This is a genomic window from Tildeniella sp., assembly GCF_059505325.1.
The window spans coordinates 75,257-99,046 of sequence record NZ_JCACKI010000053.1; the positions used below are offsets into that span (position 1 = coordinate 75,257).

Here is a 23,790-nt window from a genome sequence, read left to right on the forward strand (position 1 = left end):
CCTGTTAATTTCCCTACTTATTAGAATACGAAGGTCGTGCGAATGGTGCCAACCCAAATCGTATCGTTAGCATTATTGTGTTCTGGGTTGAGAATGACATAAAAATCGGGAGTAATTGTGATGCCGTTCGCAATTCGGAAGGTATAAAATGCTTCCAGGTGCAAGGAGGTATCAGGATCGACGAGCCTAGCCGATCGCACTCTAAAATCATTGCCAGTGTTTTTAGGCGGCACTCCAATCACAAAGCCGCCCAAATTACCTTGAGCAAACAAATCTGGGAACGCCAGAAAAACTGCACCGTTTAAGATTGTGGCATCACTGCTACCGCCCCGTACCTGATGAGCCTCGGTATAGCCAAACCAACCGCCAATTTGCACTTTAGGTGTAGCTGCCCAATTAAACTGAATCCCAAAGTTATCGGAAACGGTTGCATTTTGCCCGAAGGGGTTGCGAGCAAAGATACTGCCTGTGCCGCCAGTCAGATTGAATCCAGTATTGGAACCGAAGTATTTGCGTCCGTAGCTGAACGCTCCCTCAAAGTCACGCGTGGGTTTAAAGGTCAGTTGAGCAAAGGCAAGATTATTGCCATCAAAAATGCCTCGTCCCGCATCAGGCACATTTGCTTGAGTGTCATCTACGGTGTAGCCCAAACTCAAGCGAAATTGCTGATTAAATTGGTAGGCAAAACCTACCCCAGCACCGTCAAAGCCCGGTCGAAAAAGGGTTGGATGATGGGTGGAAAAGCGAGAAGCCGCGCCATTGGTTCCACCCACTAGCGGGTTGGAGTTAGAAGCATAGGCTACAGGTTGCAACTGCCGAAGCCCAATCCAGACGGTCGCTTTATCCCCTAGTGGAAAACGGTAGTTGAGGGCATCCAGAAACAGACTGCCGTCAGCAAAACTCCCTTTATCAATAGTCAATCGGGTCTGTGCTGTTCCTGTCGAGGCGGTCAGGTTAGGCACATTGTTAGCCCCTAGCCGAATAAACAGTTGATCTTTCCCTGTGAAGCTGGTGGGTAGAGCAAGGCGCACCCGGTAACCTAAGAAGGTTTCTGTGTTGTCGCTTGTATTCACACGGGGAGTGTTGTTTGGAAGCGCCCGATCGCCAAAAGTATCTGCTGCAATAAAGATTACCTCCCCTTGCAATTTGGTGGTGCTAAACTGCTGCTTTTGCAGAGTCGCAGCCCGAGCTTCTAAACTATTCACTCGTCCCCGCAGGGTTGCCAATTCTGAAGCAAATTGTTCTTGCAATCTCTGTAACGCAGCTAGATCCTCTTTCCGCACCAGATCGGCTGTAGAAGACGCAATTAACTCATTCACGCGATCGAGTGCGGCATTTAACCCAGCAGCAAACTCATAGCGGGTGAGCGCACGATTGCCTCGATAGGTTTTGTCTGGGTAGCCTGCAATGACACCGTAACGTTCAACCAGCGATTGCAATGCTTGAAACGCCCAATCGGTCGGTTTTACATCTGATAATTGCGAAACTGATGTCACCTGGCTGATGGCACCGCTGCTGTTTGCAGGCATTTGGTTCGCTGAAGTAGCTTGCTGCATTTTAATCTCCTCCAGTTGCTGCCGTTGCAGATCCGCTGGGGAGACAGATGCTACTGGTGTGGCGATTGAATTAGCTGAAGGTTTTGGTTCACCACTGACATCTGATGCGATCGCTGAAGTCCCTGATGCAAACGCCGAAAGAGCAGCGATGAACAAACTCAGTCCTAACGGTAAAGATGTAAACTGTCTAAATGCTGACGATCTGAAATTAAAGTTCATGACGACTCCTCACAAGACAGGTAAACCATAAAGAAACTGCTCAAAGTCAGCTTTATCAGCCACTTGGGGCAGTAAGATTGACAATGAGAATTCCACGTAGGCACAAGCTAGCGAAAATAACTTGGACTCTATGAAGAAGCCAAATTGCAAAATCAGGACTTACGTAGATTGAGCCAAAATCTGCTCCCCGACCTCCAATACTGGGGGAGCCAATCTTGCAAAGTTCCCCCGCATTGGAGAATTTAGGGGGCGAGTGGTAAGTCCTAAAAATGATGAGAGATGAAAACTGGATCTCTCAGCAATTAGCGATTTCTTGACGACGCACCAAGTCCCTGCACCATGTCAAAAAATCAAAACTACTCAAGCCTTTCAGCATTCAAACCAAGACCGTTCAAATCGAGAGCCAACGATACAACTCGGCAAAACGTTACAAAAAACTGATTTGTAGCAACCAATCTTGTCCAAATGACGGCAGCATCGAAAGGAGCAGATTCAGTGCTGCATGATAACAATCAACTCATGCTGATTCCTGTCGTACCCTACAGAACCCAGCGCTTCAAGATTGTGACCTTTAGAAAGAAAGCGCGATCGATACTCGCCTGAGAGTCGAAAATGTATTAAATCTACGGTAACTCTATCGACTTACAGAGCTATAGAAAAATATATTGGCATAGCCTCTTTAAAAACGCAAGTCTAATGGATACGAAAAACCTCGATTGATGGAAACCGTTCACAGCTAATCTCTAACCTTGACGAAACCGCAGGCTACACATGAGAATAGCTGTAATTCAATATTAGTTAGTTCATCTAACTATTCGTATTGCATTCATTAAGATGCTAAAGAAGTGAGTTTCTTCAACGGAGAAACTCACTGAATAATGTCAGCCCTGTTCCGCCGTGTTGTTTATGGACGTACAAGCTTTATGCACTCACGAGCAACCCTCTGCTTCCAGCTAGGGCAGCAACTACCTGCGTTGCGATCGCCCATTACCGCCTCTATTTCGTTGGGTAAAGGCTGTCTATGATCGGCATCATGACCCAACTGGCAATTCTCTGGCTCATCTATCGCCTGACCGATTCGGTGTTACTGCTCGGCATAGCGGGCTTTTTGAGCCAACTGCCATTTGCTCTATGCCTACCCTATCTATGTCTACCCCATTAATAAGTTCTGTCTTTCTGTTTCCATCTCATTTCGATCGAAAATGGTTAAAAACTAGATCAGAACACTTGCTTTGTAGAAAACTCTATGGAATACTGTCTAAGTACAGTAAATCAATCGACAAGTAGTAGATTACCTTTACTGGTGTTTCTCAGTTCTGCAACGCAAGTGGTGCTTGCCGTTCGCCTAATTTGTCCCTGCACCGGATCAGCGATCGCAGCCACCTGCTTAACTCCATTTAATTGACCGTCATAAAAAACCCCTTGCCAGGATTGGTTAAGGGGGTGTGGAAACAATGTAAGGTCAACGCTCACCTATGAGTTAGCTTGGCAATTGTCAAGCTTACTGGGCTTACTCGCTCACTGAGAAAGTCACCAGATCGTAGAGTTGATTGGCAACTACATTGAGATAGCCTTGATCCTGCAAGGTTTCAGGTGCTACCCGTCCCGCTTTGATACCTGCCTGTACGACTTCCTCTGGAGTAATTTGGTTTGCTTGAGCAGCAAAAATCAAATCGCCACCGGAAGGAACGCCTTGTTGAGCAAGGTATCCTTGTCGAGCTAAGCCTACAAGATCAACAGGCGATGTTTGCTGGATGTTGGCGGCAATCGATACTGCATTTGTTGCCTGTCCAATGGTTGTGGCGCGAACGGTAGGAGCGATCGCGAGCAACAGGGCTGCGGTAGACACGCTACCCCACAATAAAGAGTTCATTTTCATTCAGGTTCTCCTTTTGCCGATTGTTGAAACTGTTTCTTGGGGATGTGCCGTAGTGGAACGTGCAATTCCACCTATTAATACGTACACTTCCTTCTATCAGTTTCAACAATTTTTCTTAATTTGGCATCTGTAAAGTGGGTGAATTTTGCTGAGTTCTTAGCAATTCACAGGCATTTAAAAGCCTTTCTGCCCTTCTTTATAGCCTCATAGGTTGTGGGGATAGAGCGTGTTGATACCCCCGCAAGTAGCGAGGAAATAGCTTCTTTGTATCCTCATAATTTATGAGGTTTAGCTAGAATGCCCACTTCCTGGAAGTGGTTTTCATTGATGCTTCTGAGGTCTGCAACTTTTTCACAGTCGGGGATTTGCATTTCCTCATCAGCCTTTGCAAGGGGTTGCAAGCAGCTAATTAGAAAGCCTCACTCAAAGGTGGGAATTTCCATAGTTTTTTGTCAAACGACTTCATTCCTGGTTTTAACCCATTGTTTTGTTATGACAAGACAGTTTATGACGATTCAGACAGTTGGAATTTTGAGTCCTGGAGATATGGGGCAGGCGATCGCCGCTGTGCTCCAATCCCATTCGTTACGTGTTGTGGCGACACTGGACGATCGCTGCGATCGCACTCGTGCGTTGGCATCTGAAGCAGGGATTCAAAATGTTGGGTCACTGGAACGGCTAGTCTTTGAGTCAGACACCATTATTCGGATTAACGCCATTTCTCCGGGTCTCACCGCCACCGATCGAGCCGAACAATTGGCAGAGCAAAACGCTCGATCGCTCGGTCTTTCTGTAAAGCCGTACAAAGCGGATGCCCTACGCAGCTTTCCGTTAGGGCGGATTGTGCCACCGGAGGAGATCGCTCACCGGGCGTTATTTCTGGTGTCCGATCTGGCGGCTTTCATCACGGGAGCAGAAGTGTTAGTCGATGGCGGTTCCACTCCCGGTGTGTAAGTTCCATCATGCCTTTGAATTCAAGGAGTCATCAATTATGTTAAACCTGAACGCTTTAAATCTGAAAGCAAACGTTGCTGCCTGGAAACGTCCCAATGTGACGCGGCGATCGGCATTATTCTTCCTCGGTTGCTCTCTAGTGTTTTCAACGACTCTGGCTAGCTGTGGTGGTTCATCAACCAATTCCACTCAACCATCAGCCGCATCTCCTAGTGCAAGCCCTATCAGCAGCACCAGTAGTAACGGTAAGAAACTCTTTCGCGTGGTTCGTTCTAAGCAATTAACCGCTCTGGCAGTTCTGGAGAAGCAGGGCACGCTTGAAAAAGCGCTGGAACCGTTGGGATATACGGTGCAGTGGCTGGAGTTTGCCGCTGGTCCCCAACAGTTGGAAGCCATCAAAGTGGGAGCGCTGGATATTGCCCAAACCGCTGAATCTCCCCCTGTCTTTGCCCAGGCATCGGGCACGGATCTGGTTTATTTGGCAACAATGCCGCGCAATGGTAAACCTGTGGCGTTGTTAATCGCAAACGATTCGTCAGCCAAAAGCATCAAAGATTTGAAAGGGAAGAAAATTGCGTTTCAAAAAGCATCGATCGGTCATTATTTGTTAGTGAAAGCGCTGGAGAAAGAAGGCTTAAAGCTGAGTGATGTGCAGTCGGTTTTCTTGCCGCCAGCAGATGCCAGTTCTGCCTTTAGTCAGGGGAAAGTTGATGGTTGGTTTATCTGGGACCCATTCATTACCCGCACTGAGCAGGCAAAGCTTGGGCGTGTGTTATTGGATGGTGAAACGTTACGAGACACATCAAACTTCTACTCTTCTAATCGGCAGTTTGCTAAAGACAACCCAGAGGCATTGAAGGTGTTTTTCCAGGAGCTAGAAAAGGCAGAAGCCTGGACAAGAGACCATAAAGCAGAAGTATCCCACTTACTGGCTCCGGTGACGCAACTGAAACCCGAGGTTCTAGATATCATGCACGACAAGTATGAGTATGGCTTACGATCGATTACACCTGCCATTATTAGCAAGCAACAGGAAGTCGCTGACCTGTGGTACGACCTGAAGCTGGTTCCTGTCAAAGTCGATGTCCGCAAAGGCTTTTTGACTCCAGAAGAATACGCTAAATTCACGCCGCAAAATGTTCTTGCCCAAAAGTAGATTTTTTGGAAAGTAAGGACGTTCCATCAACGTCCCTACTCCCGAATTCTGCTGTCAATTCTTCTTCTCTCTGTAATCACTTTTTGTATGTCGAGGTCAGTAAACTATGCGTTCACCGTTTAAGCTTTCACGTCGTAAGTTCAATCATTTAGTGTTGCCAGGGGCGATCGGCTTTTCGGCTGCCCTTGCATCAAAGAGTTTTGCTCAAGGAACGGGAGACTACAAGGCGAAAGTCTTGCGGGTTGGCTATCAAGTCTCTGGCGATCTGGTGAAAGTATCGGGTGTTTTGGAGAAAAGGCTTGAACCCCTCGGTGTGAAAGTAGAGTGGATACAGTTTGCTCAGGGTCCACAACTGATGGAAGCGCTAAAAATTGGTCGCATTGATACCGGCTCAGTGGGAGAAACGCCGCCCATCTTTACGCAAGCAGGAGGCGGACCGATCGTCTATGTTGTAGGGTCAAAAACAACGCCAGAAACGGGTAAAGGTAGCGTCATTGCAGTGCCTCCCGATTCACCCATTAAAACGGTACGCGATATCAAAGGGCAGGATGTAATTTTTCAAGCAGCATCCGCGTCTCACTACCTCATTCTGAGAGCGTTGGAAGAGGTGGGGCTAACCATCAACGATATAAACATCAAGAGTCTATCGAATGTGGAAGCGCGTGCTGCCTTTTTGGCGGGTAGAATTCCGGTTTGGGTGACAGGTGATCCACATTATGCGATCGCCCAAAAGTTTGGCAAAATTCGAGTACTCCGGGATTCTGTGGGGATTAATTCCCCCGGTGGCTATTATGTGGCTTACAAGCCGTGGGCACAGGAAAATGTTGGTCTACTGAGAATCCTTGTGGAAGAAGTGGACAAGATTGAACAGTGGGCTGAGAACAACAAAACAGATGCCGCAAAATTGCTTGCGCCAGCACAGAAGCTTGATCTGGATGTCATGCAAGTCATTGTCGATCGCCGCACCTTTGGGCGCAGAGCTATCACGCCAGCCCTCATTAAAGATCAACAACGGGTGGCTGATTACTTTGCTAAGAACGGCGTGATTCCTAAGTCAATCAATGTCAGCGAGGCATTATTAACCGCAGATCAATATGCTGCGCTTACACCCACCACCATCAGCCAAAAATAACGCCACTGAATTAACGATGCAATCCGCCCCCAACCCCCAATTCTGGGGGAGCCGATCCTTAAAGTCCCCCAGGGTTGAGGGATTCAGGGGGCTACTCAAGCAGCACTTTCCTTAAGTCAGTGCCATTCGCTCATAGCATCATTCTCACACCAAAGGGGCATTTCCCTCTCCTTCATGCTTCATTCGATCGCTTGTCATTAATTGCTAAAGGTTTAAATGCGATGCAACCGAATAACGCAGAGCCAATTTCAGCCAGTGATGTTGCAGTGCTTGATAGCCCTGTTAAGCCTACGCCTGAGAATGCTGAAGAGACGGTTTTAACTAACGATACGGTGTCTCCCATCTTTCCAGATCACAGACAAGCAGGCGCTTCCAGATGGCTGTGGTTAGGCTTGCTGCTATCGATCGGCTTACACATCGGGTTGATGCTGATACCGTCTGGACATGAACCGCCACCGCCTCCGAAAACTGAACCAGAAAAGCAGGTACGGATTACTCAGTTAGCCAAGCTGAAGACGGTAAAACTGCCAAATAAGGTTGTGAAACCATTGGCGCGCGTTGTACGCCCACGATCGGCTCCGCTCATTGTGCAACCGCAACCGCCAATCCCGCCTAAAGCCCTACCATCACTGGGCGACCCTCCCGAACAAGGTGATGCCGCCGAATCAAGCTCCTGGGAAGATTTCCCGCTTTACCCTGGTGCTCAACCGGGTTGTTTTGGGTTGCCTTCTTGCTTGCAAACAGCCGATTCATTGAAACAGGTCGCTGATTATTATGCCAAAGAATTACCTGCCAAAAAATATGCGTTGACACCCAAGAGTCAGGAAGCAGGTCGCCAGGTGTTTCAGGTATCGCGCAAGGGAGAGGCACAGTTTTTAAGTATCATCCAAACGGATAAGGGACAGGCGATCGTCTTATCCGATGCGCCGCGATCGCTAGATGACCTGAAAAAAGCGGTGGAAGTACCGCCAGAAGTGGCTGCCATCTTGAGCAGTCTGGCAGCGGAGAATGCAAAGCCAGCCGACTTTGCTCAAGCCGATGTCGCCTATACCAAATCGGCTGAAAAGGGCTACGCATCGGGAGCTGCCATACCGAAACCAGAGGTTGTGAATATCAGCCTGGTGCGTAGTTACTCCTTCGACACGATGATGAGTGAGTTTTTCCGCAGCAATTTGGTGAATGCGGGTTTTGATGTCACTGATCTGCCGGACTTTGGTGGCGGCAAGCTTTACACAGTCAGCAAGGAAAGCAGCACTCTCTTCCTGAGTTTGCTGCCAAGTCAAGATGGTGACAATACATTGATCGTGACCTGGAAAACCCAACCGAAGTAACTACAGCGGTTTCTAGTCGAGTGGAGTACAGTCGCGAACAGGCAGAGGGTAGAGGGCAGAAGTAAAGAAGACTGCGGTTTTCCTTCTGCCCTCTACCCTCTGCCTCAAACTAAAACTTGTACTGCATTTAAGTGAGAACCGCTATCTGTTGTTCAACCTACGGTAAATAAAGATGTCTGCATCAACGTCTACTTATGATCCAACCCTCTTTCAAGGTGCTGCCTGGTACTATGCCCGCTATCGATCGCGCTATCCCCAGGCATTGTTTGATTTACTCGCTGCTCAGTTCAAGCTGGATGGCACCGGACGCTTACTCGATCTTGGCTGTGGTGCAGGACTGGTAGCGATTCCATTCAGCAATCGATTTACTGAAGTCGTGGCAATCGACCCGGATGCAGAGATGCTCCAAGCAGCAGAAGCAGAGGCACAGGAAACTGGGGTTACTAACATTCGCTGGCTTCGCGATCGTGCCGAGTCGGTTTCAGAGGCATTGGGTCAATTCAAACTGGTGACTTTTGGGCGATCGTTCCATTGGATGCAGCGGGAACTGCTTCTGGACAAGCTTTACCCCCTACTCACAGATAATGGCGGCATTGCCATCTTAAAAACAGGTGACGATCCCTGGCATAGCGACCTGCCCTGGAAGCAAACGGCGATCGCCGTCGTGAAGCGCTGGCTAGGAGAAGAACGCCGCACTGGGCAGGCAGGTCAGGGCGTGTGGAAACCGTTAGCAGTGCCTCATGAAGAAGTCATTGCAAATTCACCGTTTCCCCGTCAAGAAACCTTTGAAGTCACCTTTGAAAAATCGTGGACGGTTGATTCTTACCTGGGTTATCTCTACTCCACCGCGTTTGCGTTGCCATCTTTTTTTGGGGACGATCGCGAGAAATTTGAGGTAGATCTAAAGCAATCACTTCTGACAGTTGAACCATCGGGGCACTTTACTGAACAGCTCACTGCCGGAGCGATCGTCGCTTGGAAAGAAGCTTGAAGACATAGATTATGACTTAAACACATCAGAGTGAATGGGATAGTTGGTTTTCTTCACTTTGTTGTTGTGTACCAAACCACCATACGCTTCCGATCGTACGCGCCGATGCACATAATACTTTTGCCAGTAAGAAACCCGAATTGCGTGAGGTTCAACCAAACTAATCAACGCCTGAGCATACCCTGAACCAAAGGTTCCGGAACCGCCCATTTGAGTTTTTGACTTATTGTAAGGATTACTGGGATTGTACGGTGCGCCAACGCCACCCGCTAGAGGGTTATCCTTCTCTAGCTTCGCAATTAAGATCTGTGCCGCATTGGTATAAACGGGGGGTGGAGCGTGGGCAATTTCACCCTGATCCCGACCATTGATGAAATAACGACGAACAGGGTCAAATTTGATGATGCGACCAGACTCGCCGCCATTTTGCACCAGCAGCCACTCATCATGGTTCACCTGAAAACTGTTTTCAGGGCTGGCTACAGGCACCCGATGAAGCTGGGCATAACTCTGCGTCCCAGCAGGCACGGGGCGCAGTAAGAACTGGGAGACATAAGGACCGGTATCGGCTCCAGGCACCGTGTGGTAAATAACTCGACCAGCGCTATCGGTATAGAACGCTGTACCACGGAACAACAGTTCAGGCGTAACGCGCCCCTTCTCTTTCGAACCTCTAAAGTCTGATAACCGATTGAGATCGTTAACGGCTGCCAAAATAAGTGGCTTGTTGGTGTTGTTGCGATACTCACTAAAGGGCACATCCTGCAACAACCCCTGCCACGCGATTTCAATAAGCTCAGCCGCCTGTTGAGCACTATCGAGCGTTGGAGGCACTGGAATTGGTAAATGGGCAGGATTTAGCCCCGTTAAACTCACTGCCAGTGGAGTCAGCGGCTGCACCAATTTCCGCTTGCCATCCAGGATGATCTTCTCATAGTTCTCAGGGTCGCCCGATCGCAGCGCATCAATAAACGATTGGTAGGCTTTGAGATCTACCTCACCTAGTTCGTTATGGAGTAAACCCCGTGTATCAGTAGCAATTTTGTTGGCATATTTTGCCTCATCCCCATTGGTTGGATGCTTGGCAGTAGCTTGTTTTAGACTCTCTGCACACGTGACGCGGACTTTATACGCCCTGGATGGAAACTGATCACCCGCATAAGCTGCAATCACCTGCGCCTAAGCGCTGCTGTCCTTTGCTTTTAATTGCACCCATCTAATTATAAATAATAAGTCCCTTCCTGATATTGGAAAGGGACTTACTGGGTTGAAAGATTTTAAATGGATACAGAGAGGACTGACGCAAGCGTCAAATGCTTTAACCAAAAGTTGTGGCAAACAAGATTGGCTTAAACCTCCGAGGTTTTGACCAGTGTGTGTAAGTCTTGAAAAATTTTGATGCTTACTTCACTAAGTGCAGAAGATCACGTAGGACGCTAACGCCTGCTAAATCCCAAAGCAGGTAAGCACTAAAGCCGATCATCGCCAATCGTCCGTTCCATAATTCAGCCTGGGGATTGAAACCGAAGATGAAAGCGTTGCGATCGATGCCGTTGTATTCCTTAGCCGTAGAGGGTAAGCCAGTCGTTTTGTTCGCTTGCATTGTTTACATTCCTTAATGATTGATTCCCCTTCATCGTATTTGCAGGCTTCGCTTTGGTTGTCTGTCTTTGGAGGGATCTATGGACTAATTAGTTAAACACACGCTGGCAAAGACCTATGAAACAAAGGCGCTCACTTTCACAAGAGGAGGCGGTATCCAGCGTCCAGCAATAATTCTCGCTTTCAATCGTTAACCGATATCGACTACCGCTAAGGTGTGGAACGCTTGCTATAGGTTAGTCATGCTCATTTCTTCTACCTAATTTGGTAGAACCACCTTCAGTCTTCCGAATGAATAGATCTCCCCTTTTGACGCTACTTATACAACTTCTACAACGTCTACAAAAAACAAACTCTTACTTATACGCAATTTCAAACATGCGGCTGTCATGCTGTGGGAAAGCACAAAAGTCGCCCAACTGGTTCATTCGTGACTAATCGACACAAAGACGATGGTTGGGAGTGCCTACTAGTGTTTATTGATTGGTTCATTGCATCCATCGATCGTTCACGTTCAATCTCAAGGAAATCACCATGTCTCACTTCAATAGTCTCCGCAGTAAGCTGACTGACATTGCCATTTTGCAAGACTCCCTCCATCAACTGGGGTTTATTGTTCAAACTAATGCAATGGTGCGTGGCTCCGGCTATCAAACCGTTCGAGCTGACATTGTTGCCGTGCTCGAGGGTGGCTATGACTTGGGCTGGTCTCGTAACGAGGATGGTTCACTTGATTTAATTGCTGACCTCTGGGGCGTGGCCAGAAAGCACGACATGTCTAAATTGCTTAGCACAATCAATCAAAAATATGCCGTGTATCAGACTCTGGCAGCCGTGCAGCGTCCTGGCTTGCAGAACGCTACAGTCAAGCTGGTGACGCAATCCTAGTCTTTGTGTATTCCCAATCAAGGTCTGAAGCTCGGCGTTTTGCTGATCTTTAGACCACCCTGCCGCTTGAAACAGACGGTACAATTCACAGTCCAATACTTGCCTGCCAACCAATCTTCAATACCTATGACTACCAATCCAGACCGCCATCATGATGATGTCATGAGTGCCAGCGCGGTTGCTGAAGCGTCTCTGCTTTTGACTAAACTGCGAGGGGGACTTTGGAACTTTGGTAGCTTCGCCTGGATATTTGCCCTTACCGATCGCAGTCTTGCCATCTTTGCGGCTGGCGATTGGTCTGCGATCGCGCTTGCTCAGATGTTTAGCGACAGGAGCGGTGGAACTACGACCCATCTATGCGGTGGTTGGAGCGATCGGCTGATCTGAACTTGACCACAATCACTATCAAGGTGAAGACAGGAGCAGCGGTAGAACCTTTGACTGCAAAAAGCCCACACATCCTGCATTCCATCGTTTTCAGCTATCTAGCTATGGCTCTCTTTCACTTAGGACCTACGCGTAAGGTGTTTAGATCCCCGACTTCTGATTAAACCTCAGTCACAAAAGCCTAATCCATCGTAGAAGTCGGGGATCTTTGCGTGAGTCCTATCACTAAGTTGTTTTCGTTTTCAAGTAATTATTATGCTCATTCCACTTTTGCTTCACGTTGCGCCATTTATAAAAAACGCTGTTGCTACAGGTTGTTTGCTGGTTCTAGTCAGTCTCTTGTGGTCGATCGGGAAAACTCTCATGCGAGGTCAGACAACGCTGCAACGTTTGCACCAGATTCCATGCTACCGCTGTATCTTTTTCACGGGTGATTATCGTCTCAAATGTACCGTTCATCCTCACAAAGCACTGAGTGAAGAGGCGATCGGCTGTCTTGATTACGAATCGGCTGTGAGACTCTCATCAACCTACAGGAGAAGTTGCACCAACGGCACGGCAAAGCGAAAGGCAGTACTTTAAGTTGTGGCTCAGGGCTAGTCATTTGACATTGCCAGCAAGCGAAAGTTGTGGCATCGGATGAAACAGCAGATCTGGACCGTTGCGAAGAGGCAGAAGGCGGAAGGAAAGTTGAAAAATATGTGGTTCGCGCAGACAGCGCTATACCGTTGCGAAGAGGCAGAAGGCAGAGGGCAGAAGGAAAGAGAAATGCGGCTTCCCGTCTGCCTCCTGTCTTCAGGCACAAACACTGACCTCGTTTAAATAAGAACTGCCACACCAGTTCTAACAACTAACCTCCTAGCTCACTGGAGGCACCTGCGGCAAGTTTGGGTCTTGATCCAGATTGCCCATATTGGGAATATCAACATTGCCCGTTGTGAGAAAGCGAAATGTTTCTTGATACAGGCTTTGCCAGAAACGGTTGCTCATGTTCTGGCTGACTTCTGTGGGATCGACCATTGGATGCGGCACCAAATCCATTGCACGGTAGAGATAGTATTGGTTACCGTCCTGTTCTGCGCCTGTCTTCTCGTAAAAATCCTGATTTGTCTTAATGTCAGCCGCATCTTCGTTTTCGGTTAGCACCATGAAAATGGGCACTTTTTTCAGCGAATGAATCGACGCGGGACTCATCACCACACTGCCGCCAAAGCGATCGGCTGCCGTAAAGCAGCCTACCGGAAACATCAGATTAGGGTCCCAACCCATTTCTTTAATATCTAACGGTCCTGCAAGGTTGACATACTGCCGCCGCTGTTCGCCATACACTTTCAACAGGGGTGCATAGACAACTGCCTTCTGGACGCGATCGGGGTTTGCTGCTGCCAATGCCAACGCCACAGCCCCACCAACCGATAAGCCCACTGTGTAGACCGCACCGGGAATGGGTTCTATGTCCGCCAGACGTGCTTTTGCGTTCGTCAGATAGTCCAGATGAGACGAGATGAAATATTCGTCAAAAGCAGGATCATCGGTAGTTTCGATCGACTGCACAATCTCCAGCAGACGTGGCTCAATACTGACCAACCGAGATACCAGCGCTGCCTGCTGCAACGGATTGGGTTGGGCAGCAAGATTGGGATTGCTGGCAATGTTACCAAAGTAGGTCTGTAGCACTGGATCTTGTGCCACTTTTTCTTTCAGCGGATCGGCAATTTCGGGTTTGAGGTCAACCTGTGCCCAGTTCTTCGCAGGGCGGATGAGCGAATGTCCTGCGATCGACGCTTGATAGACATTAAACCCGTTACGAAACAGGTAATCTGCCAACCGCCACATCTGATGCGGCTTGGCGCTGAACCCATGAAACAGCAGCACTGTACCTAGAATCGGCTCTCCCGGTTCATGAAACAGGTAGTAAGGGTATGCGCCCTCACGCCGATCGGGATTGCTGTCGATGCTACCGATGTAGGCAGCGATCGCCTGCTTTGCCTGGTCAAGTTGCGTCGCCGTTGGTGTCACAGATTGCAAACTCATGCACAATACTCCTGGGGACTAGAAGGATGAACCGCGTTGCTTCAGAAACTCTGCCTCTGCTGGCGTAGACGCACGACCGAGTATAGAGTTGCGGTGCGGAAAACGCCCAAACCGCTCAATGACCGCTAAGTGTTTTACAGCATAGTCATAAGTACCAGCCGCATCAGGACTATTCCGCAGAGAGTAGAATAATTCAACCGCTTGTCGCTGATGCTCTAGATTTTCGCTGTGTTCCAGCGGCATGTAAAGAAACCAGCGCTGGACAACAGGCAACGACTGATCAAAGCCTTGCAAAATTGCCTTCTGCGCGATCGCCAGTGCCTGAGCATGGGAAGGTGAGGGGTGAGGGGTGAGGGGGTAGGAGCGATGAGTAAAGGCTGATCGCTGATCGCTGATAGCCGATAGCCGATAGCTGACTGCTAACTCCTGACCACACTTTTAGCCTTTAGCCTTTCACATCAAAATTCCCCGACCTTGATGATAGCCCTGACGAGCGATCGCCAAAGACCTCCACCAACAACGGGGAACTTAATTTACTAATGACTAGGCTTGTTTCAAGACATTGCTTGAATAATGTAGTCGAAATAAGGCGTTGCTTCTGCCGCATCGTCAGCCGAAAGTAGCTCCAGAGAAGCCGCTTTTAGACAACGAATTGCTTCTGCCATACCAGGAACGGGTACACCTAAAGCGTTGTACATTTCGCGTGCGCCAATCAACCCGATTTTTTCGATCGGCTCTTTATCGCCTGACAAAATGCCGTATGTTACCAGACGCAAGTACCAACCGTAGTCACGCAGACAGAGGGCACGCTGCTTATCGCCGTAGGCATTGCCACCGGGAGCGATAAAGTCTGGGCGCTTTTTCCAAAGCTGCTTACTTGCTTCTTGAACAATTTTTTTCTCACTTTCCGATAGCGTGGCAGCGATACGGGTACGCTGCTCGCCAGTTTTAAAGAAGCCTTGCAAGCCCTGAAGTTCGCCCAAGGTGGGATAACGCAGTTCATCGTCGGCTTGCAGAATGACTTGGCTAACTACACTCATAATTATGGCTGTCTCTGCGGATATCTCTCTGTAGTTTAGCGACTCAAGGGGACGGAGCGAAAGGGAAAAGAAAAAATTGCTGAGTGAGAGTTTACAAACGTTAACATTCAGGGCATTCGATCGCTCCTCAGCACTGGTCACTCACTCAGCATCATGCGTGGCGATTAACTTCTTCCTGGAGCCATGCGTCAGTCGGTTGACCGTCTTTACGACGCAGCTCAATCTCCACTGTCATCACCTGACCCGAACCAGGAGGCGCTGGCTTTTGGTTAAACAGAATGTCGTAAGCACCAGGATCTTCGTTGCGTTCCTTTAACCAGTCCTGCACCTTGAGAGGGGCAAAAAATGACTGCCCCTGCTCAAACATGCGAGTGACCTCCATCTGGAGTGTAAAAGGGTTCAACCGAGGCATCGTTGTAGCCGCTCAAGTACATGTCCATTTTAGCTCATAGGCTAAAAACTCTTTCAAAAAGCCCACAGGCTAAAGATTCTGGCGTTGCTGAACAAAAATATGAATTGTCAAATCTGCCCTCACCCTAACCCTCTCCCAACGGGCGATGGAACTCGATTCGATTCTAGCTCCCTTCTCCTTGGGGAGAAGGGCTGGGGATGAGGGAAATCATACTTGCATTCAGCAACGCCAAGATTCTTTCAAAAAGCCCACAGACCACACGCTCTTCTAAAACGTCTGCGTCTTGGAATTGTCTGAAAATAAGCCCAGCAGTGGACCCAAGATCGCACCAAAAACAAAGCCCCCTGCGTGAGCCCAGTATGCAATGCCGCCGCTCTCCATTCCAATGTTCATCGGCGCTTCCAGGCTGGCTAACCCGTAAAGGGCTTGCTGCAAAAACCAAAACCCCAGAAAGGCAAAGGCTGGTACACGAAACGTCCAGAAGAAAAAGCCGAGAGGAATCAGGGTTAGCACTTCTGCTTTGGGAAAGCGCAAGATGTAGGCACCCATTACGCCCGCGATCGCGCCACTTGCCCCCAATGATGGAATGGCTGAGCCGGAGGAGAAAAACCATTGCGTTAGCGCTGCCAAAGCACCACACGCAAGATAAAAGATTAAATATTTAACGTGTCCCAAACGGTCTTCGACATTATTGCCAAAGATCCAGAGAAACAGCATGTTGCCAGCAACGTGTAAAAAGCCGCCGTGCAGAAACTGAGAGGTGAAGAGGGTAATCCATTCTGGCAATGGTTGAACGGCTAATTGACCAGAGAAACTAGCCGTTAACTCCCTAGGAACGACTGCCCAAATGCGAAAAAACTGCTCAAGCTGGGGTGGCGATAGACTTAGTTCGTAAAGAAAAACCAGAATATTCGCAGCGATCAACACATAGGTTACAACCGGAGTAATGCTCGTTGGATTATTGTCACGAAGGGGAACCACCGATTTTTCCTTCTTTGTAGTTGGCTAGAAGCGAGAATACTACACTTCGTTCCCAATGAGAGCTGATCCAGGGACAGATTGTTAAACAGTGCCCCTGATGCGCTCAGGAAGGCTCAGAAAAAGGCACGATCGTTCCGTTAGCAACATTTCAGGCTAGACGATCGCCCAGTTTACATTGAAATTTCCAGCAGACAAGTCGCGCAAGCCACCGATCGTCTACCAACCTTTCGTCTACCAGCCTTTTTGAGATTGCTCTAGAACGTAGGTTGCAACATCTTCAATTTGCGTCGTATTCAGCCGCCCACGAAAGGACGGCATCGCGTTTTTACCCTTAGTTACCTGATTTTTAATCGCGTCTAAAGAAGCCATACCGTACTGCTCCAACGCTTCTTTCTTCAGCGTCTTTTTCGCAAGGATGACATTGTTGCCACCCATGTGGCAGGCAGCACAGTTCGCATTGAAGAGTTTTGCACCGTTTGCAGGATTACCTGCCTGTGCTGGCGCTGCCAGACTAATGAGCAGCACGATCGCCAGCAGGGCTGTGAGCAACAGTCTCTTCAAACGGTTTTCCTTCCAGTTAGGTGTTTTTGTAGGAGTTGAGGTGCCAAGCAACAGAATGTTTTGACAGAGCGGGGTGATGTTCGATCGGGCAGCCATAAAACAGAAATGGAACTATCTCCAGTCTTAGCAGATAGTTCCATTCAATTTGTCAGTTAGCCTGCAACGGTCAGCTTACCGACCATGCCAGCACCCCGGTGAGGCGCGCAGAAGTAAGAGTATTCACCAGCCGCGAGGTCTTTGGGGATGGTCAACTCATAGCCCTTGCCAGGAGACATTTCGAGCTGAGGATGAGACAGAGACTTGGCGAGTGCCTTATCTTTCCCAGGAATCGCTTTGTCATCAAAGATGACATTGTGGGGAGGCACTTTGTTGACAACCCAATTGACTGTGTCACCTGGTTTGACGGTCAGGTTAGCAGGTTGGAAAACCAACAGCCCGTTATCAGCGCCCATTTTGACCGTGAAGGCTTCGGCAGCAGCCGGAGCAACAGACACGACAAAGCTACCAATAACGAGTAGGGCAGCCATCAGGCTGAGGCAAAGACTTTTCGTCACAGAATTGATTGATTTCATAGCTCTCTTAGGGATTTAAGCGCATTACACACTTACGATCTTAAACCATATGTACGACAGCGCGTCGAAGAATCCAAACGGTTATGCAGCGCAAGCTATGAGACTTTGACAACGACCGATCGCCTACTTCTCTGGAAAGAGCGCGCCGCCCCATCCTGGTGCTGTTTGAGCCGCCCTCAACACGAAGCCAGCTAGGCTTTCAATCTGCGCCTGAGACAGCCAGCTTTCAGGAATTTGGCGGCACCAAAACGTTTCTTCAGTACCGTTGTAGGTCATGGGTTGCCTGAGATAAGCAACCAAACTGCTGACGGTATCGCGTCGCGGCGTTGCGCCCTGTAAGTCTGCCAACGAGAGGGATACGGTGGGGTCGGGCAACGTCGCCCCCCCTACATGACAGTTGAGACAGTTACGTTCAAAAAGCTGTTTGCCAGCCGCAAATTCGTCTGCCGGAAAGAGCCGCGTTTTGCCTTGCTCATCTAAGGCTAGAGGGACTGGTTCAGTGACACGCAAGTAGCGGGTTACGTAGGCATCAGTCGCCGCATAGGCTGGGGAAGCGATCGCTAGCGGCAAAACCATAAACAGAGCGAGAAGGAACAGGCAAACCCTAAAAAAGCGATGCTGCATAGGTAACGGCTCACTCAAACTAAAAAGACCCAAACGATCAGATTGTAGACTTTTGTTAAGCTTACAGCCCGATCACTCAGGTCTTTCAGTAGAAGCATAGGGACTTTAGTGAACCTAAGCTACTTAGTAATAGATCTTGCCGCCGCCCCACTTGTCGCCAACCACTTTCGGTTGCAGCAAAATGTGACCTGCGATCGCTACCAGGTCATCTTCTGTCAGGTTACGCATTTCAGGAAAGTTATCCTTGCTCTTAAGGCTAGGATGCACTTCAGCGATGGATTGGGCACCATCGTAGGTTGTGGGGTCTTTCATGTAGTCTACCAGTGCGTCCACGGTATTGCGGGGCGGTGTTGCCAGCGCCAGCGATTCTGGCTCCAGACCAACGTTCGGATCTGTCTTGGTGACACCACCTGCATGGCATTGGGCACAGGCGTACTGAAATAGACGTTTACCTTCTTTGACCTGTTTGAGGCTCAGTTCCACCGTTCCACCATTAGCGTCGAGCGGAATTGTTCGAGTGGCTGGATCTAGTTCAGCCGCCGAGACGCTGCTGACAAACGTCTGAAAAGCGAAGAATACAGTGGCTACAACAAGCCAAATGTACCTTTTAAGCATGGTTCTCCTTACTGTGGCTCAGGTATTTGGGTTATTAAGATGCCGGACTCAGTTAGCTTTATCTGGATGCCTCAGAACATGCTTGAAGCAGCATTCCAGGCGGTAGCCAGGTGTGTTCAAAGCACAAGGTGCCAGGGAATGGAGAGCGTTACCGTCACATTCGCCAAAGCTAGACGAGTCTGGAGTTAAAATGAATTCCCTTCTGATTGTACAGGCGAAGCGTACCCTCTATAGAACGGTCAAAGTTCTTCACAAGTGCTGCTATCGCCGGGTTTATCAAGCCCCTCACAAATTGACGTTTTCTGGAGTGGTGACGCTGAGCGATCGCACACCTGACAGGTGAACAGGTAAATGAGTCGGCGCAGAAGGCTGATGCAAACGAATGAGTTGTGCCAGAGTTTTCTTGAGCTGAGTACGCGGCACGATCGCATCGACAAAGCCATGTTCCAGCAAGTATTCTGCCGTTTGAAAATCATCGGGCAGCTTTTCGCGCAGCGTTTGCTCAACGACTCTACGTCCAGCGAAGCCGATCGTCGCTTTGGGTTCTGCCAGGATGATATCTCCCAACATGGCAAAACTGGCGGTGACTCCTCCCGTTGTGGGATGTGTGAGTACGGGAATATAGAGCAGGCGAGCCTCACGATGGCGTTCTAGAGCACCAGAAATTTTCGCCATTTGCATCAGGCTCAGCATCCCTTCCTGCATTCTGGCTCCGCCTGACGCACACACGATAATGACAGCCAGCCGTTCACGAGTGGCACGTTCAATTAGGCGAGTCAGCTTCTCGCCTACGACAGAACCCATGCTGCCACCCATAAAGCGAAAGTCCATCACGCCGATCGCGACTGGTAACTCATCCAGTTGACCGACCCCAGTTTGCACAGCATCGAGCAGCTTGAGTTTGTCTTGCGTTTCGCGGAGACGATCGCTGTAGGGTTTACGATCGCGAAACTTCAACGGATCCGTTGCAGAGAGACCTTCATCCAGGGCAATCCATGTATTGGTATCGACCAACTGACGAATCCGCTCATCGCTGTAAACGCGGATGTGATGATTGCACTCTAAGCAAACCATCTGGTTTGTTCGCAAATCTTTGGTATAAGTAAGCACACCGCATGACTCACATTTTGCCCAAAGCCCATCGGCAATTTCTCGTTCTTGCCGATCTTTACTGATGGGTCCAGCTTTTTGCCGATTGGCAAACCAGTCAAATAACGACATGAGCGCGGTAGTTCCTTACTAACTCGCTACCTGTCCATACCTCAGCCAAAACCTCAGATATGCGATCAAAAGCCGAACAGATAGCCTGATTTCCCCAAACTCCATCTTGCCAGATTCTGACCCTGCCAGAGCCTAGGCGCTTGCTAAAAAATAACTGCACACTTTTGGATTAGCGATCAGCTTTTCGCTGACGGCTACAGACCATGCTGCTATTTCTGTACAACTCCTAAGCGCTAAGACTGCAATCAAAACCATTTAGTTGCTGACCGATCATAGCAGGTTACTCAGACGCTTCTGTTGCCTCATCAACAGCGCTGAGCAAGCGAATGGCTAGCTGTTCATCCTCGGCTTGCACTTGCACCGCTGCCGGACTACCCTGTCCCATGTAAGATTCGATACCTAAGTCAATGATTCGGGCTGGGATTTCGTGCGCGGCTAAAACTTGCTGCATGAACTCAGCTTCCCAACGCAGGCTAGTGGTTTTTACGGTAGTCCAAAACGTGCCTTCGATTTCACTGTATGAGTTTCCACTGGCTTGAAACTCAGTTGAGTTGGCAAAACCAAAGGCTGATGCTAGCGCTTTGGTCACTACGGTACAGAGCTTAATCAATGTATTCAATAGCACGACGTTAATTTTGGCGATCGTTGGGCACTCTAGAGTGGAGGTCAAGATTAGCACGATGATATGAATGGCATCACAATTTCAGGTTTGGTGGGTTCCTCTGAACACGATGCGATCGCAGATGATTCGCTTAAAGACGAAGATAACGCAGCTTGGGTGATGGAGTTGGAGCCTAGTGTACGCGACGAGTGGATCGAGCGCATTGGCTGGATTCGCCTGATTGATCGACTGGCTGAAAATGAGCTAGTGGATTCTGGCAGTGCAGAGTTCCGCAAGTTTTACGCTGGTTGGAAGTGGCTCTTGCTCTGGGGTCGGGTCAAGCCAGGATGCGCTTATCGAGAGGTGCTGACTCGGATCTGTACTCAGTGGTTCGGGACGTTTTCTACTCCAGTCGATCGGCTCTCCATTTGGTCGTGGAACCGCTACCTAAAAGCGATCGAGCGCTATCACGGACATGCGCTCACCATTGAAACACTCGATCAGTACGAGACCATGCTAAAGGATTTGGGTGGGGCGTATTTCCAGGTTCTACCATTCTTGTCTCAAGCGCACTGGCAAGCTGCCTGCTATTTTGGTGCCCTCGATCAGTTCTTCAACAATTTGCGCGACATTCAAGAAGATGCTCAGCAAGGAATCTGCTACATTCCCGCAGACGTGCTCGCCCAGTTTGGAGTGACGCGAGAAGAAATCATTCAGCAGACTGCCTGCCAGAACCCAGGCTACACAAAAATGATGCAGTTTTTGCTTGATACCTATCTCACCGGGTTACGGCAGAAAGCGTATCCGCTCATCATGGCAGAGCATTTGCACCCTTCATGGACAATCCTCCGCGATTGGTCAGTGCACCGTTACCACCGCATTGAGCGCGTCTTCCGCGACTGCAACTTTGACTACACTCAGTTTCCCAAGTTGTATTGGTCTGAAGTGCAAAAAGAACTGCCAATGATGATTGATCAGTTGCGGCAACAGCCACCCGATCACCGCTCAGTCAAGCGCTTTCTCGATCGCAATACCTCGACAATGCCGCCATTCTTGCGGGCGATCGGGCGCAAAGTTGCCAAGGTTGCTAGCAAAATTTTGAATCGTCCGTCTTTCTCCGGACAAGAGTCGAGCTAAGGTATAGCAAACGCTCTGTCTCTGCGAGGGGCAGTCTAAAAAGCATCTGCGGGATGAATGCTCATGAGTCCGCCGTTGAACCAACTGCTGGGACGTGCCGTCGCGATCGCCGCTGCTGCCCATCAAGATCAGGTGGACAAAGCGAACGCGCCCTATATTTTGCACCCACTCCGGCTCATGCTACGGGGGAAAACGACCTTGGAACAGCTCGTAGCGGTGCTGCATGATGTGGTGGAAGACTCCGACTGGACGTTAGAGCGACTTGAGGCTGAAGGCTTTCCCACCGAGGCGATCGCAGCCTTGGACTGTCTGACACGACGATCGGATGAAAGCTACGACGAGTTTATCGATCGTGTGCTGACCAATCCCTTAGCGGTACGCGTCAAGCGCTACGACCTGGAAGACAATATGACGCTCACCCGCATGACAGTTCTAACGGACAAAGACGTGGAGCGTCTGCAACGGTATCACAGCGTCTATCAGCGGCTTCTAAAAGCAATAGAGCATGAAGAAAGCCCCTAACCCTTAAGCGCAGAGTCTCGCGGCTTCTGACTTCTGACTTCTAACACCTTCACAGCAACCCGATCGCGTGTAGCGGTCCACGCCCCGTCAAGATTTCTAACAGCACAGCCAGGATGCCTAGCATGGCAAGGCGACCGTTCCAAACTTCTGCTGAAATGGTCATGCCCCATTCCCAGCGCTCTGGCGGATACATTTTCACTTGCTTCTCTGGATGCATCACTTCAGCCAGCTTCAAATGCGGCGCATCAAGCGCTTCTACCACCAGATTTGCCAGATCATCAATGAAACCAGGATGCGTGTTGAGGGCAGGCACACGATGGAAGTTTTCAATGCCTGCTTCCTCAGCTAGTTCCCGGTACTCCATGTCAATTTCTTGCAGCGTTTCAATGTGTTCGGAAACGAAACTAATGGGCACGACGGCGAGATCTTTAACGCCCTGTTCGGCAAGCTCCTTCAGTGCGTCATCGGTGTACGGTTGGAGCCATTCTACCGGACCGACACGGCTCTGATACGCCAGCACGTGCGGATTGGGTCGGTTCAGCGTTTGCATAATGAGCGCTACGCAGCCTTCAATTTCGCGCTGATAAGGATCGCCCGCTTCTTCAACGTAACTTACGGGAACCCCATGAGCACTGAAGAAAATGTGCACCCTGTCTGGTTCGGGAAATTGATCCAGTTCGCTGGCAATCAGGTCTGCCATTGCCTGGAGATAACCTGGGCGATCGTACCAGGAAGGAATCGCAGTGTAATCAATTTGCGCCAGATTGGGATCTTCTTGCCAAATTTGCTCTAGCAGGCGAAAGCTAGAACCACTGGTGCTAATGGAAAAATGCGGGTAAAGGGGCAGAATAACCAGACGTTCGACGCGATCGCGTTTGATGCGGGCGATCGCTTCTTCAGTGTACGGATGCCAATAGCGCATACCGACATAGACATTGGCATCATGCCCTTTGTGCTGAAGCTGTGTCTGAAGCGCCTGCGCCTGCTCTTCTGTGATGCGCCGTAAGGGGGAGCCACCGCCAATCTGCCGATAGTTCTCTTGAGATTTTTTGGCTCGTGTCGTTGAGATCAACCAGGCAAGCGGACGCTGTAGCCAGGGAAACGGTAGCCGAATAATCTCCGGATCGGAAAACAGGTTAAACAAAAAGGGACGAACGTCTTCCAAATGGTCTGGTCCGCCTAAATTCAGCAGCAATACCCCAAATCGACCCATAACAGCCACAGCTTTTTCTTGCTCTCAGGTTTGTTACTGATTTTAACCTTATGTTCTAGAGGAGGGTTAGGGTAAAAACCAGACATTGCATCTTTTCCTCGAAAGTTCGTCATAGAACGTTAGATTTAATGGTCAGAGCAAACGCAACCAACTTACTCAGGC

The 23,790-nt window shown here is 49.3% G+C and carries 29 protein-coding genes; 12 read left to right on the forward strand and 17 right to left on the reverse strand.

What is annotated here, in order from left to right; all coding sequences use genetic code 11:
* Positions 1–20 precede the first annotated feature (20 nt).
* A complete protein-coding gene (locus AC5JO6_RS18575; RefSeq protein ID WP_496082553.1) occupies positions 21–1,775 on the reverse strand; it encodes an iron uptake porin in 1,755 nt (584 codons plus the stop codon).
* A gap of 878 nt (positions 1,776–2,653) precedes the next feature.
* On the opposite strand from AC5JO6_RS18575, the gene AC5JO6_RS18580 reads away from it, so the two are divergent.
* Positions 2,654–2,800, forward strand: a complete 147-nt coding sequence (locus tag AC5JO6_RS18580) for a hypothetical protein (protein ID WP_496082554.1) — start codon at positions 2,654–2,656, stop codon at positions 2,798–2,800.
* The gene (locus tag AC5JO6_RS18585; RefSeq protein ID WP_496082555.1) at positions 2,797–2,937 is read left to right on the forward strand and encodes a hypothetical protein; all 141 of its coding nucleotides are present in this window, start codon (positions 2,797–2,799) and stop codon (positions 2,935–2,937) included. The genes AC5JO6_RS18580 and AC5JO6_RS18585 overlap by 4 nt, the downstream gene beginning before the upstream one ends.
* Before the next feature lie 110 nt (positions 2,938–3,047).
* On the opposite strand, the gene AC5JO6_RS18590 is transcribed toward AC5JO6_RS18585, so the two are convergent.
* Together AC5JO6_RS18590 and AC5JO6_RS18595 are read right to left on the reverse strand one after the other, a co-directional pair.
* Positions 3,048–3,248, reverse strand: a complete 201-nt coding sequence (locus AC5JO6_RS18590) for a hypothetical protein (protein WP_496082556.1) — start codon at positions 3,246–3,248, stop codon at positions 3,048–3,050.
* Positions 3,249–3,285: 37 nt separating this feature from the next.
* The gene (locus AC5JO6_RS18595) at positions 3,286–3,654 is read right to left on the reverse strand and encodes a hypothetical protein (protein WP_496082557.1); all 369 of its coding nucleotides are present in this window, start codon (positions 3,652–3,654) and stop codon (positions 3,286–3,288) included.
* 492 nt (positions 3,655–4,146) lie between these two features.
* Between AC5JO6_RS18595 and AC5JO6_RS18600 the strand changes: the two genes are divergently transcribed.
* The 5 genes from AC5JO6_RS18600 (at position 4,147) to AC5JO6_RS18620 (ending at position 9,218) form a co-directional block, all read left to right on the forward strand.
* Positions 4,147–4,608: an SDR family oxidoreductase gene (locus AC5JO6_RS18600; protein ID WP_496082558.1), complete on the forward strand. Its 462-nt coding sequence runs from the start codon at positions 4,147–4,149 to the stop codon at positions 4,606–4,608.
* A 37-nt stretch (positions 4,609–4,645) separates the two neighbouring features.
* A complete protein-coding gene (locus tag AC5JO6_RS18605) occupies positions 4,646–5,764 on the forward strand; it encodes an aliphatic sulfonate ABC transporter substrate-binding protein (RefSeq protein WP_496082559.1) in 1,119 nt (372 codons plus the stop codon).
* 106 nt (positions 5,765–5,870) lie between these two features.
* Positions 5,871–6,896 (forward strand): aliphatic sulfonate ABC transporter substrate-binding protein, encoded by a 1,026-nt coding sequence (locus AC5JO6_RS18610; RefSeq protein ID WP_496082560.1) that lies wholly within the window; start codon positions 5,871–5,873, stop codon positions 6,894–6,896.
* Positions 6,897–7,015: 119 nt separating this feature from the next.
* The gene (locus AC5JO6_RS18615) at positions 7,016–8,227 is read left to right on the forward strand and encodes a hypothetical protein (protein WP_496082561.1); all 1,212 of its coding nucleotides are present in this window, start codon (positions 7,016–7,018) and stop codon (positions 8,225–8,227) included.
* Positions 8,228–8,399: 172 nt separating this feature from the next.
* Positions 8,400–9,218, forward strand: coding sequence for a class I SAM-dependent methyltransferase (locus AC5JO6_RS18620; RefSeq protein WP_496082562.1), 819 nt, complete (start codon positions 8,400–8,402; stop codon positions 9,216–9,218).
* A gap of 9 nt (positions 9,219–9,227) precedes the next feature.
* On the opposite strand, the gene AC5JO6_RS18625 is transcribed toward AC5JO6_RS18620, so the two are convergent.
* On the reverse strand, positions 9,228–10,391 hold the full coding sequence (locus AC5JO6_RS18625) for a hypothetical protein (RefSeq protein WP_496082563.1): 1,164 nt from the start codon (positions 10,389–10,391) through the stop codon (positions 9,228–9,230).
* Positions 10,392–10,620: 229 nt separating this feature from the next.
* The gene (locus AC5JO6_RS18630; RefSeq protein ID WP_496082564.1) at positions 10,621–10,821 is read right to left on the reverse strand and encodes a high light inducible protein; all 201 of its coding nucleotides are present in this window, start codon (positions 10,819–10,821) and stop codon (positions 10,621–10,623) included.
* 533 nt (positions 10,822–11,354) lie between these two features.
* On the opposite strand from AC5JO6_RS18630, the gene AC5JO6_RS18635 reads away from it, so the two are divergent.
* The 3 genes from AC5JO6_RS18635 to AC5JO6_RS18645 all read left to right on the forward strand — a co-directional run bounded on the left by AC5JO6_RS18635 (position 11,355) and on the right by AC5JO6_RS18645 (position 12,677).
* The gene (locus AC5JO6_RS18635) at positions 11,355–11,708 is read left to right on the forward strand and encodes a DUF1257 domain-containing protein (protein WP_496082565.1); all 354 of its coding nucleotides are present in this window, start codon (positions 11,355–11,357) and stop codon (positions 11,706–11,708) included.
* 126 nt (positions 11,709–11,834) lie between these two features.
* Positions 11,835–12,095 carry a hypothetical protein gene (locus tag AC5JO6_RS18640; RefSeq protein WP_496082566.1) on the forward strand — a complete coding sequence of 87 codons (261 nt, stop codon included), beginning with the start codon at positions 11,835–11,837 and terminating at the stop codon, positions 12,093–12,095.
* 255 nt (positions 12,096–12,350) lie between these two features.
* A complete protein-coding gene (locus AC5JO6_RS18645) occupies positions 12,351–12,677 on the forward strand; it encodes a hypothetical protein (protein WP_496082567.1) in 327 nt (108 codons plus the stop codon).
* A gap of 276 nt (positions 12,678–12,953) precedes the next feature.
* Here AC5JO6_RS18645 and AC5JO6_RS18650 read toward each other — a convergent pair whose 3' ends face one another.
* The 11 genes from AC5JO6_RS18650 to AC5JO6_RS18700 form a co-directional block, all read right to left on the reverse strand.
* Positions 12,954–14,129 (reverse strand): alpha/beta fold hydrolase, encoded by a 1,176-nt coding sequence (locus AC5JO6_RS18650; protein WP_496082568.1) that lies wholly within the window; start codon positions 14,127–14,129, stop codon positions 12,954–12,956.
* Positions 14,130–14,147: 18 nt separating this feature from the next.
* Entirely contained in the window at positions 14,148–14,525 is a 378-nt protein-coding gene (locus AC5JO6_RS18655; protein ID WP_496082805.1) for a DUF924 family protein, read from the reverse strand.
* Positions 14,526–14,683: 158 nt separating this feature from the next.
* Entirely contained in the window at positions 14,684–15,169 is a 486-nt protein-coding gene (gene apcD, locus AC5JO6_RS18660) for an allophycocyanin subunit alpha-B (protein WP_496082569.1), read from the reverse strand.
* A 151-nt stretch (positions 15,170–15,320) separates the two neighbouring features.
* A complete protein-coding gene (locus AC5JO6_RS18665; RefSeq protein WP_496082570.1) occupies positions 15,321–15,581 on the reverse strand; it encodes a hypothetical protein in 261 nt (86 codons plus the stop codon).
* Positions 15,582–15,848: 267 nt separating this feature from the next.
* On the reverse strand, positions 15,849–16,562 hold the full coding sequence (locus AC5JO6_RS18670; protein ID WP_496082571.1) for a rhomboid family intramembrane serine protease: 714 nt from the start codon (positions 16,560–16,562) through the stop codon (positions 15,849–15,851).
* A 231-nt stretch (positions 16,563–16,793) separates the two neighbouring features.
* Positions 16,794–17,123: a cytochrome c6 PetJ gene (gene petJ / locus AC5JO6_RS18675; protein WP_496082806.1), complete on the reverse strand. Its 330-nt coding sequence runs from the start codon at positions 17,121–17,123 to the stop codon at positions 16,794–16,796.
* Between the two features lie 152 nt (positions 17,124–17,275).
* Positions 17,276–17,695, reverse strand: a complete 420-nt coding sequence (petE, locus tag AC5JO6_RS18680; protein WP_496082572.1) for a plastocyanin — start codon at positions 17,693–17,695, stop codon at positions 17,276–17,278.
* A 123-nt stretch (positions 17,696–17,818) separates the two neighbouring features.
* Positions 17,819–18,319, reverse strand: coding sequence for a photosystem II cytochrome PsbV2 (psbV2, locus tag AC5JO6_RS18685; RefSeq protein WP_496082573.1), 501 nt, complete (start codon positions 18,317–18,319; stop codon positions 17,819–17,821).
* Positions 18,320–18,442: 123 nt separating this feature from the next.
* Positions 18,443–18,934, reverse strand: coding sequence for a photosystem II cytochrome c-550 (psbV, locus tag AC5JO6_RS18690; RefSeq protein WP_496082574.1), 492 nt, complete (start codon positions 18,932–18,934; stop codon positions 18,443–18,445).
* A 285-nt stretch (positions 18,935–19,219) separates the two neighbouring features.
* Positions 19,220–20,155 carry an acetyl-CoA carboxylase, carboxyltransferase subunit beta gene (gene accD, locus AC5JO6_RS18695; RefSeq protein WP_496082575.1) on the reverse strand — a complete coding sequence of 312 codons (936 nt, stop codon included), beginning with the start codon at positions 20,153–20,155 and terminating at the stop codon, positions 19,220–19,222.
* Positions 20,156–20,435: 280 nt separating this feature from the next.
* Entirely contained in the window at positions 20,436–20,834 is a 399-nt protein-coding gene (locus AC5JO6_RS18700) for a hypothetical protein (RefSeq protein WP_496082576.1), read from the reverse strand.
* A 6-nt stretch (positions 20,835–20,840) separates the two neighbouring features.
* On the opposite strand from AC5JO6_RS18700, the gene AC5JO6_RS18705 reads away from it, so the two are divergent.
* A complete protein-coding gene (locus AC5JO6_RS18705) occupies positions 20,841–21,893 on the forward strand; it encodes a squalene/phytoene synthase family protein (protein ID WP_496082577.1) in 1,053 nt (350 codons plus the stop codon).
* A 63-nt stretch (positions 21,894–21,956) separates the two neighbouring features.
* A complete protein-coding gene (locus AC5JO6_RS18710; RefSeq protein ID WP_496082578.1) occupies positions 21,957–22,415 on the forward strand; it encodes a phosphohydrolase in 459 nt (152 codons plus the stop codon).
* A gap of 49 nt (positions 22,416–22,464) precedes the next feature.
* On the opposite strand, the gene hemH is transcribed toward AC5JO6_RS18710, so the two are convergent.
* Positions 22,465–23,628 carry a ferrochelatase gene (hemH, locus tag AC5JO6_RS18715; protein ID WP_496082579.1) on the reverse strand — a complete coding sequence of 388 codons (1,164 nt, stop codon included), beginning with the start codon at positions 23,626–23,628 and terminating at the stop codon, positions 22,465–22,467.
* Positions 23,629–23,790: the final 162 nt, after the last annotated feature.

Coding starts and splice junctions, on each gene's coding strand:
- AC5JO6_RS18710 (WP_496082578.1), top strand. CDS start 21,957: ATGAGTCCGCCGTTGAACCAACTGCTGGGACGTGCCGTCGCGATCGCC.
- AC5JO6_RS18600 (WP_496082558.1), top strand. CDS start 4,147: ATGACAAGACAGTTTATGACGATTCAGACAGTTGGAATTTTGAGTCCT.
- AC5JO6_RS18650 (WP_496082568.1), bottom strand. CDS start 14,129: ATGAGTTTGCAATCTGTGACACCAACGGCGACGCAACTTGACCAGGCA.
- AC5JO6_RS18635 (WP_496082565.1), top strand. CDS start 11,355: ATGTCTCACTTCAATAGTCTCCGCAGTAAGCTGACTGACATTGCCATT.
- AC5JO6_RS18620 (WP_496082562.1), top strand. CDS start 8,400: ATGTCTGCATCAACGTCTACTTATGATCCAACCCTCTTTCAAGGTGCT.
- accD (WP_496082575.1), bottom strand. CDS start 20,155: ATGTCGTTATTTGACTGGTTTGCCAATCGGCAAAAAGCTGGACCCATC.
- AC5JO6_RS18605 (WP_496082559.1), top strand. CDS start 4,646: ATGTTAAACCTGAACGCTTTAAATCTGAAAGCAAACGTTGCTGCCTGG.
- AC5JO6_RS18645 (WP_496082567.1), top strand. CDS start 12,351: ATGCTCATTCCACTTTTGCTTCACGTTGCGCCATTTATAAAAAACGCT.
- hemH (WP_496082579.1), bottom strand. CDS start 23,628: ATGGGTCGATTTGGGGTATTGCTGCTGAATTTAGGCGGACCAGACCAT.
- AC5JO6_RS18610 (WP_496082560.1), top strand. CDS start 5,871: ATGCGTTCACCGTTTAAGCTTTCACGTCGTAAGTTCAATCATTTAGTG.
- petE (WP_496082572.1), bottom strand. CDS start 17,695: ATGAAATCAATCAATTCTGTGACGAAAAGTCTTTGCCTCAGCCTGATG.
- AC5JO6_RS18630 (WP_496082564.1), bottom strand. CDS start 10,821: ATGCAAGCGAACAAAACGACTGGCTTACCCTCTACGGCTAAGGAATAC.
- psbV2 (WP_496082573.1), bottom strand. CDS start 18,319: ATGCAGCATCGCTTTTTTAGGGTTTGCCTGTTCCTTCTCGCTCTGTTT.
- apcD (WP_496082569.1), bottom strand. CDS start 15,169: ATGAGTGTAGTTAGCCAAGTCATTCTGCAAGCCGACGATGAACTGCGT.
- AC5JO6_RS18640 (WP_496082566.1), top strand. CDS start 11,835: ATGACTACCAATCCAGACCGCCATCATGATGATGTCATGAGTGCCAGC.
- AC5JO6_RS18575 (WP_496082553.1), bottom strand. CDS start 1,775: ATGAACTTTAATTTCAGATCGTCAGCATTTAGACAGTTTACATCTTTA.
- AC5JO6_RS18585 (WP_496082555.1), top strand. CDS start 2,797: ATGATCGGCATCATGACCCAACTGGCAATTCTCTGGCTCATCTATCGC.
- AC5JO6_RS18580 (WP_496082554.1), top strand. CDS start 2,654: ATGTCAGCCCTGTTCCGCCGTGTTGTTTATGGACGTACAAGCTTTATG.
- psbV (WP_496082574.1), bottom strand. CDS start 18,934: ATGCTTAAAAGGTACATTTGGCTTGTTGTAGCCACTGTATTCTTCGCT.
- AC5JO6_RS18705 (WP_496082577.1), top strand. CDS start 20,841: ATGAATGGCATCACAATTTCAGGTTTGGTGGGTTCCTCTGAACACGAT.
- AC5JO6_RS18595 (WP_496082557.1), bottom strand. CDS start 3,654: ATGAAAATGAACTCTTTATTGTGGGGTAGCGTGTCTACCGCAGCCCTG.
- AC5JO6_RS18665 (WP_496082570.1), bottom strand. CDS start 15,581: ATGCCTCGGTTGAACCCTTTTACACTCCAGATGGAGGTCACTCGCATG.